Here is a 7,862-nt window from a genome sequence, read left to right on the forward strand (position 1 = left end):
CGCGGGGGGGGCCTGCCGGGTCCCGCCGCCCCGCCGCCGCACCCCGGGGGGGGGGACGGCCCGGACGTGCGACGGGCCCGGGTGCGAAGGCCCCCGGGCATGCGAAGAGCCCTGACATACGGGGGATGCCAGGGCCTGGGTTTCGCACGGCCCCCGTAGGGCCGCTGGTGCCGGAGGTCCGGCGACGGGTCGGTGTGCCGGACGGGTCAGGCAGCGGTGCGGTGGCGCTCCAGCACCGTGTCCACGCCGTGCTCGGCGGCGAGTCGGCGGAGGTCGTCCAGCTCGGACTGCTCCACCTCGGCGAGGAACTCGTCCCCGGCCTCGATCGCGCGGTGCAGGTCCTGCTCGGCGTTGGCTATGCGCTGCAGGATTCCGGCCTTGAAGGCGTCCATACGGGCCCCCTTACTGTGTCGGACGTGCACGGTCGTGCGCTCTCCGCCCCGGGGAAGGTCCAGCCGGTGAAAGCACCCAGGCCGGAAGGTGGTGGCAGTCCGGACGGGTGCGGAGACGGCCCTTCGGCCGCTCCCGGTGATGTCCCAGCCCCAGGGCCGGCGCGGATGAACGCACGGCGGGTGGGTGCGATCGGCCGTCAGCCAGATCGCGGGTGTGCAGCTGTCCTCCCCGCCCCCAGGGCGGGGAAACCTTTCGGCGCGAGAAAGTTGCCCGTGTCACAGTCCAAGCGGAGTGGTGCGGATGCGAACAGTGACCGCCGCGGACCCGGGTTCCGTGCCCGAGGGGCAGCTTATCGCTGCTTTACCGCCCGACCAGGCAGGATGGAGGCACCGTCGGAGCCGTGCGTCCGCTTCCGGGGCCGGCCTGGAGAAGGGACAACGACCGTGCGGGTTCTCGTCGTCGAGGACGAGCAGCTGCTTGCAGAGGCCGTCGCGACCGGTCTGCGCCGCGAGGCGATGGCCGTCGACGTTGTGTACGACGGGGAGGCCGCGCTCCAGCGCATCGCGGTCAACGACTACGACGTCGTCGTCCTGGACCGCGATCTTCCGCTGGTCCACGGGGACGACGTCTGCCGCAAGGTGGTCGAGCAGGGCCTGGCCACCCGGGTGATCATGCTGACCGCCTCCGGCGACATCAGCGACCGGGTCGAGGGCCTGGAGATCGGCGCGGACGACTACCTTCCGAAGCCGTTCGCCTTCAGCGAACTCGTCGCCCGGGTAAGGGCGCTGGGTCGCCGCGCGACCATCCCGCTGCCCCCGGTACTGGAGCGGGCCGGCATCTCGGTCGACCCCGGCCGGCGCGAGGTGATCCGCGACGGGCGCACCGTCCAGCTCGCCCCCAAGGAGTTCGCCGTCCTGGAGGTGCTGATGCGGGCCGGCGGTGCCGTCGTCTCCGCCGAGCAGCTCCTGGAGAAGGCCTGGGACGAGCACACCGACCCGTTCACCAACGTCGTGCGCGTCACCGTGATGACGCTGCGCCGCAAGCTCGGGGACCCGCCGGTGATCGTCACCGTGCCGGGCTCCGGCTACCGGATCTGACGACCGGAGTCCGCCCACCCCGAGACTCCCCGCCGTAAGCGCCCGCCCCGGCGGACGCCCCGAGAGGACCATCATGACCACCCCGCCCCCGGCCGGCGGGGCCTCCGGCGCGCCCGCCGGCGGCCCGCGTGCCGTCCCGCCGAAGCCCCTGACCCCGCCGCGCGTCCACCGCCCCGGGCCCTACGTCCCCGGCGACGGCATGCTCGCCTGGTTCCCCTTCCGCCCCACCATCCGGATGCGCCTCACCCTGCTCTACGGCGGGATGTTCCTGATGGCCGGCGTGGTGCTGCTGCTGCTGATGTACGTGTTCTTCCAGGACGCCGTCTCGTACCTGGCGCCGCGCAACCTGGTCTTCGACGGCAGCATCCAGGTCACCGGCCCGGACGGCGTCCACTCCACGATGAACAGCACGAGCTACAACCAGTTGCAGGCCGCCGACTTCCTGGCGCGCTCCGACTCCGCGCTCAACACCCTGCTGCGCAAGTCGCTGACCATGCTGCTCTGCCTCGCCGTGATCGCCTTCGCGGCGGGCTACGCGATGGCCGGCCGGGTCCTGCGCCCGCTCGGCCGGATCACCCGCACCGCCCGCGACGTGGCCTCCTCCGACCTGCACCGCCGGATCGAGCTGGACGGCCCGGACGACGAGCTCAAGGAGCTCGCCGACACCTTCGACGGCATGCTGGACCGGCTGGACCGCTCCTTCGACTCCCAGCGCCGCTTCGTCGCCAACGCCTCGCACGAGCTGCGCACCCCGCTGGCGATCAACCGCACCCTGCTGGAGGTCCAGCTCTCCGACCCGGCGACCTCCTCCGACCTCCAGCAGCTGGGGAGGACCCTGCTGGCCACCAACGAGCGCAGCGAGCAGCTCGTCGAGGGCCTGCTGCTGCTCGCCCGCAGCGAGAACGAGCTGACCGACCGGCGCCCGGTGGAGCTGTCCGAGGTGGCCACCCGGGCGCTGGAGCAGACCCGGGGCGAGGCCGACAAGCGCGAGGTCGAGCTGCGTTCGAAGCTCGATCCGGCGATGGCCGCCGGCAACGGCGTGCTGCTGGAGCGGCTCGCGCTCAACCTGCTGCAGAACGCCGTCCGGTACAACACCCCGGGCGGCTGGGTCGAGCTGGCCACCACCGCGGTGCCCGGCGGCGGCGAGCTGGTGGTCTCCAACACCGGCCCGGTGGTGCCCGGGTACGAGCTGGAGCACATCTTCGAGCCGTTCCGCCGGGTCAAGGGCGCCGACCGCACCCGCAGCGACAAGGGGGTCGGGCTCGGCCTGTCCATCGTCCGCTCGGTGGTGCGCGCCCACGGCGGCACCATCGAGGCCACGCCGCGCGCCGGCGGCGGCCTCACCATGAGGGTCCGCATCCCCTCGCCGTAAGGGTCGAACGCCCCTTCCGCGGGCGACCGTTTCCAGCCGCCCCCGCCAGGCCCGTCAAGACGACATAAGGCCTGGCGGGGGCGGCTTGTCTTTTCCGGCCCGAGCAACTTACGGTGTCGTAACCTACGCAACCGTAGGTGAGTCCGTCGGCGCCCCGCCGACGGGTCCACGACGTGTCCCCGTCCAGCGCGCCCGTCCCAGCGCGTGCCGTCCCCTCAGGAGCACCACCGTGACCATCGCCCCTGTGCAGAGCAGCTCCCCGCTCGTCGCGAGCGGCTGGACCGACGCGCGGCTGATCCTCGCCCTCGAAGAGGTCGTCGAGAAGGAGCTCAACCGCCACCTGGGCGTGGCGAAGGAGTGGATGCCGCACGAGTTCGTCCCGTGGAGCCAGGGCCGCGACTTCGACGGCGTGCTGGGCGGCGAGGCCTGGTCGCTGGAGCACTCCAAGGTGACCCCGGTCGGCCGGGTGTCGCTGGTGGTCAACCTGCTGACCGAGGACAACCTGCCCAGCTACCACCACGAGATCGCGACCATGTTCGGCCGCGAGGGCGCCTGGGGCACCTGGGTGCACCGCTGGACGGCCGAGGAGGGCCGGCACGGAATAGCCATTCGCGACTACCTGCTCGCCACCCGCGCGGTCGACCCGGTGGAGCTGGAGCGGGCCCGGATGAGCCACATGTCGGAGGGCTTCGAGTCCGACAACGCGCACAGCATGCTGCACTCCGTCGCGTACGTGGCCTTCCAGGAGCTCGCCACCCGCATCGCGCACCGCAACACCGGCAGGTACGCCGGCGACCCGCTGTGCGAGCAGCTGCTGGCGAAGATCGCCAACGACGAGAACCTGCACATGGTCTTCTACCGGAACCTGCTGAAGGCCGCCCTGGAGATCGCCCCGGACCAGGCCATGCGGGCCGTCGCCGACGTGGTCACCGACTTCCGGATGCCCGGCCACGGCATCCCCGGCTTCGAGCGCGCCGCCGCGCAGATCGCCCTCGGCGGGGTGTACAACCTGCGCATCCACCACGACGACGTGCTCCAGCCGGTGCTGCGCCACCTCAAGGTGATGGAGATCGGCGGGCTCGGCCCGGAGGGCCTGCTGGCGCAGAACGAGCTGGGCGTCTTCCTCGACGGGCTGGACGGCCAGGCCCGGAAGTTCGAGGAGCGCCAGGCGGCCCTGCTGGCACGCCGGGAGGCCCGGAGGAACGCCGGCTGAGATGCTGGACCGAGCGGTCGGAGTGGGTGGATTTCCCGCGGTTTGCCCTGGATGATTCTGAACGTGACCAAGCTCACACCGTGTCGCTCCACGATTCCGGGCAACCCCGGAGAGTGATCACCTGATCAGGGGTGTCGATCGCCGTCCGTGACCGGATTCCGGTCACCGGTCGGTCCGCGGAATCGGTCGGCATCCCTGATGGACAAGGGATTCCCCAGACATCCACACCGATTGTGCTCACTGTGCGTGGTCGGTTTACCGGGTCCCCGGAAGGCTGGTGATGGCCCAGCGTGAGGCCTTCCACAGCCCTGGGGATCACCCCGATGGAGCCCGGGCTGAGTGTCGATTGAGTAACAGGGCTTGAAGTAAGGCAAAATCTCCGCCTCGGGTCGGGCACAAGACCGACCCCCCATGCGTTACGTGCGCTGGAGATACCGCACACACCGCACAACCCGGAGGGGGAGAGCGAAAAATGGCAACCGACTACGACACCCCACGCAAGACCGACGACGAGCTCAACGAAGACAGCATCGAGGAGCTCAAGGCTCGGCGGAACGACAAGGGCGGCAGCTCTGTCGACGTCGACGAGTTCGACGCCGCCGAGGGCATGGAGCTCCCCGGTGCCGACCTCTCGAACGAGGAGCTCGCCGTCCGTGTCCTGCCGAAGCAGGCGGACGAGTTCACCTGCATGAGCTGCTTCCTCGTGCACCACCGCAGCCAGCTCTACAGCGAGAAGAACGGCAACCCGATCTGCCGGGACTGCGGCGCCTGAGCACCGCGGCGGACAGGACCCGGTGCCCGCGGCTGCGCCCGCGGGACCGGTACACCGCTCCTTCCGGCCCCGGGCAGCGGGGCCGGACGGCAGGTCCGGGCATCGTCCGTCTGGACGGGCCCGGGAGGACGGAGTCGGCCGGTCGACCGGTCAGGACAAAGTCGTAGGGACGGTCCCGCAGCAGCGGAACCGTCCCTCTCCGTTTGTCCGGCCTCTTCCGTCCGGCTCGTGTCCGGGCCCGACCGCCTCGCGGCCGGCCCGGTCCGCCTCAGGTGCGGGCGCCGCGCCGGGCGTCCTCCAGCGCCTCCGCCAGCTTCATCGGCGAGCGGGTCGACAGGTAGAGGTACGGCGTCGGGTCGGTCGGATCGGTCACCTCGACCCGCAGCGCCGTCGGGACGTAGCTGCGCAGCAGCATGAAGGCGCGCGGATCGGCCTTCCGGCCGCGCCAGGCCGCCGCCTCGGCGGGGCTCAGCGCCTGCGCGTCGCCGAGCGCGTCCACCGGGATCCGGGCCGGGCCGGCCACCAGGGAGCCCTGGACCACGCGGATGCGGGCCGAGCCGTAGCTGCTGATCGCGACCGCGCCGGCGGCGATGCCGACCACCAGTCCGATCAGCGCGGCCGGACCGCTGACCCGGATCAGGATCAGCGCGAACGTGAGGCCCAGCGCGATCGGGAGCAGCCACCAGGAGCGCGGCACCGTGAGGCGTTCGTCGTACATGCCTCCATTGTGGTCGCCCTGACGTCCGGCCCGGGACGCCACCCCCACCGGAGGCCCGCTACCCCTGGGTAGGCTGGGGCCCCGTGACCGGTACGACAGCCCCCAGCACCCCCACCGACCGGCCGGCGCCCGCCATACCGCCGTCCCCGACCACCCCGCCGCCGGACGCCGTCCTGCCGGAGCGCCACCCCCAGGCGCCCGCCCCAGGCACCCGGCTCGGCTCCCACTACGAGCACTGCTTCGGCTGCGGCCCGCAGCACCCCGGCGGCCTGCGGATCGACGCGGTCGCCGGCGAGGGACTCGACGTCACCGCCGAGTTCGCCGTCCGCGACGCCCACCAGGGCGGCCCCGGCCTGGCCCACGGCGGCCTGCTGACCACCGCCATGGACGAGACCCTCGGCACGCTCAACTGGCTGCTGCACGCCCCCGCCGTGACCGGCCGGCTGGAGACCGACTTCCTCAGCCCGGTGCCCGTCGACTCGGTGCTGCACCTGCGCGCCTGGATCACCGGCGTGCACGGCCGCAAGATCTACAGCGCCGCCGAGGCGCGGATCGGCGGACCGGACGGGCCGGTCGCCGTCCGGTCCCAGGCCCTCTTCATCCAGGTAAAGCTGGAACACTTCACCACGCACGGTCGTCCCGAGGACATCGAGAAGGTCCTCGACGACCCGGATCTGATGAAGCGCGCACGAGCCTTTGAGGTGAACCCTTGAGCGACACCCCCCGCCCGCAGCTGGACGTCCTGATCAAGCGCATCGACCCCGAGCTGCCGCTGCCCGCCTACGCGCAGCCCGGGGACGCCGGTGCCGACCTGCGCACCACCGTCGACGCGGAGCTGGCCCCCGGCGAGCGGGTCATGCTGCCCACCGGCATCGCCATCGCCCTGCCGGACGGCTACGCGGCCTTCGTCCACCCCCGGTCGGGCCTGGCAGCTCGTTGCGGTGTTGCCCTCGTGAACGCCCCGGGGACGGTCGATGCCGGGTACCGTGGAGAGATCAAGGTGATCGTCGTCAATCTGGACCCGCGTGAGGGGGTCAGCTTCCGCCGAGGGGACCGAATCGCCCAGCTGGTGATCCAGCAGGTCGAGAAGGCCCGTTTCCACGAGGTGGAGGAGCTGCCTGGGTCGGCACGCGCCGAGGGCGGGTTCGGGTCGACCGGCGGCCATGCCGCGGTCTAGCATGCCCGCGGCCTCGCAGGAAGCCGAGCAGGCATTCGCATCGGTCTTGGACCGGGAAGGGCAGTGACCGTGTTCCGTCGTCGCCAGAAGAGCGAGGACGCTGTCGAGCAGCTCGCCGACGACGCCATCAGCGCCGACGAGACGGCCGATGACGTCGAAGGTTCCGCCGAGAGCGAGAACGTGACCGAGCTGGACCCGGCCGACAGGGTCGGCCTGCCGCCGGCCCCCCGGCCGGACGGTCCGTGGGACCACTCCGAGCTGGAGAACCCCGAGGAGGGGCGCGTCGACCTCGGGGGTCTGCTGGTCCCCGGCGTCGAGGGCATGGAGCTGCGCGTCGAGGTCGCCGGTGACGCGATCGTGGCGGCAACCCTTGTGCTCGGAAACAGCGCCATCCAGCTCCAGGCCTTCGCGGCCCCGAAGTCGGAGGGCATCTGGGGGGAGGTCCGGGAGGAGATCGCCAACGGCATCACCTCGCAGGGCGGCCTCATCGAGGAGGAGGAGGGCCCGCTCGGCTGGCACCTCCGCGCCCGGGTCCCCGTGCAGCTGCCGGACGGCACCCAGGGCGTGCAGCTGGTGCGGTTCGTCGGCTGCGACGGTCCGCGCTGGTTCCTGCGCGGCGTGATCTCGGGCCAGGCCGCCGTGCAGCCGGAGATGGCCGGGATCCTGGAGCAGGTCTTCCGGCAGACGGTCGTCGTGCGCGGCGAGTCCCCGATGGCTCCCCGCGACCCGATCGTCCTGAAGCTTCCCGAGGACGCCCAGATGGTCGCCGACGGTGGCGGGGCGACCGCCGCCGCCGGTGAGGGCGAGAACCGCTTCGGCGGTACCGCGCTCGACCCGTTCGCGCGCGGCCCGGAGATCACCGAGGTTCGCTGACCCGGCTCGGGCCGGCTTCGGTCGGCCCTGATCGGCACTGATCGCCCCTGCCCGGGAGCCCGGGCAGGGGCGATTTGCATGTGACGTGCCGGTGCCCGTACAGTTCCGGAGTCGCCGCGGGAGACCGGGGCGGCAAAGCGGAAAGTGAATCCGATGAATGAAACTCCGGAAAACGGAGCGGAAAACATCTGATAAGCTGGAAACACGAAAGAACGAAGCCCGGAGGGTCCGCTGGAAGGCGGTCCGA

The 7,862-nt window shown here is 71.7% G+C and carries 8 protein-coding genes and 1 pseudogene; 7 read left to right on the forward strand and 2 right to left on the reverse strand.

Translation table 11 applies throughout. The annotated features are described in order from the left end of the window. Positions 1-206: 206 nt before the first annotated feature. Positions 207-392, reverse strand: a complete 186-nt coding sequence (locus ACFCY1_RS41065; protein WP_030057688.1) for a hypothetical protein — start codon at positions 390-392, stop codon at positions 207-209. 444 nt (positions 393-836) lie between these two features. Between ACFCY1_RS41065 and ACFCY1_RS41070 the strand changes: the two genes are divergently transcribed. From ACFCY1_RS41070 to ACFCY1_RS41085, 4 genes are all read left to right on the forward strand, one after another. Further along, complete coding sequence (locus ACFCY1_RS41070; RefSeq protein WP_049657097.1) at positions 837-1,490, forward strand: response regulator transcription factor; 654 nt, start codon at positions 837-839, stop codon at positions 1,488-1,490. Between the two features lie 73 nt (positions 1,491-1,563). Continuing rightward, positions 1,564-2,862 carry a cell wall metabolism sensor histidine kinase WalK gene (locus tag ACFCY1_RS41075; protein WP_074005649.1) on the forward strand — a complete coding sequence of 433 codons (1,299 nt, stop codon included), beginning with the start codon at positions 1,564-1,566 and terminating at the stop codon, positions 2,860-2,862. A gap of 229 nt (positions 2,863-3,091) precedes the next feature. Further along, positions 3,092-4,075 (forward strand): acyl-ACP desaturase, encoded by a 984-nt coding sequence (locus ACFCY1_RS41080; protein WP_049657095.1) that lies wholly within the window; start codon positions 3,092-3,094, stop codon positions 4,073-4,075. 472 nt (positions 4,076-4,547) lie between these two features. Continuing rightward, positions 4,548-4,847 carry a DUF4193 domain-containing protein gene (locus ACFCY1_RS41085; protein ID WP_030285479.1) on the forward strand — a complete coding sequence of 100 codons (300 nt, stop codon included), beginning with the start codon at positions 4,548-4,550 and terminating at the stop codon, positions 4,845-4,847. Positions 4,848-5,115: 268 nt separating this feature from the next. Here ACFCY1_RS41085 and ACFCY1_RS41090 read toward each other — a convergent pair whose 3' ends face one another. Next, the gene (locus ACFCY1_RS41090; protein WP_049657093.1) at positions 5,116-5,565 is read right to left on the reverse strand and encodes a DUF3093 domain-containing protein; all 450 of its coding nucleotides are present in this window, start codon (positions 5,563-5,565) and stop codon (positions 5,116-5,118) included. Between the two features lie 134 nt (positions 5,566-5,699). Here ACFCY1_RS41090 and ACFCY1_RS41095 point away from each other — a divergent pair, with 134 nt between their 5' ends. From ACFCY1_RS41095 to ACFCY1_RS41105, 3 genes and pseudogenes are all read left to right on the forward strand, one after another. Then, entirely contained in the window at positions 5,700-6,278 is a 579-nt protein-coding gene (locus tag ACFCY1_RS41095) for a PaaI family thioesterase (RefSeq protein WP_049657100.1), read from the forward strand. Continuing rightward, a pseudogene (dut, locus tag ACFCY1_RS41100) lies at positions 6,275-6,809 on the forward strand (dUTP diphosphatase). Before ACFCY1_RS41095 ends, dut begins: the two are co-directional and overlap by 4 nt. A gap of 2 nt (positions 6,810-6,811) precedes the next feature. After that, a complete protein-coding gene (locus tag ACFCY1_RS41105) occupies positions 6,812-7,615 on the forward strand; it encodes a DUF3710 domain-containing protein (protein WP_049657098.1) in 804 nt (267 codons plus the stop codon). The last annotated feature ends 247 nt before the right edge of the window (positions 7,616-7,862 follow it).

Source organism: Kitasatospora sp. NPDC056273, assembly GCF_042268845.1.
GTDB lineage: Bacteria > Actinomycetota > Actinomycetes > Streptomycetales > Streptomycetaceae > Kitasatospora.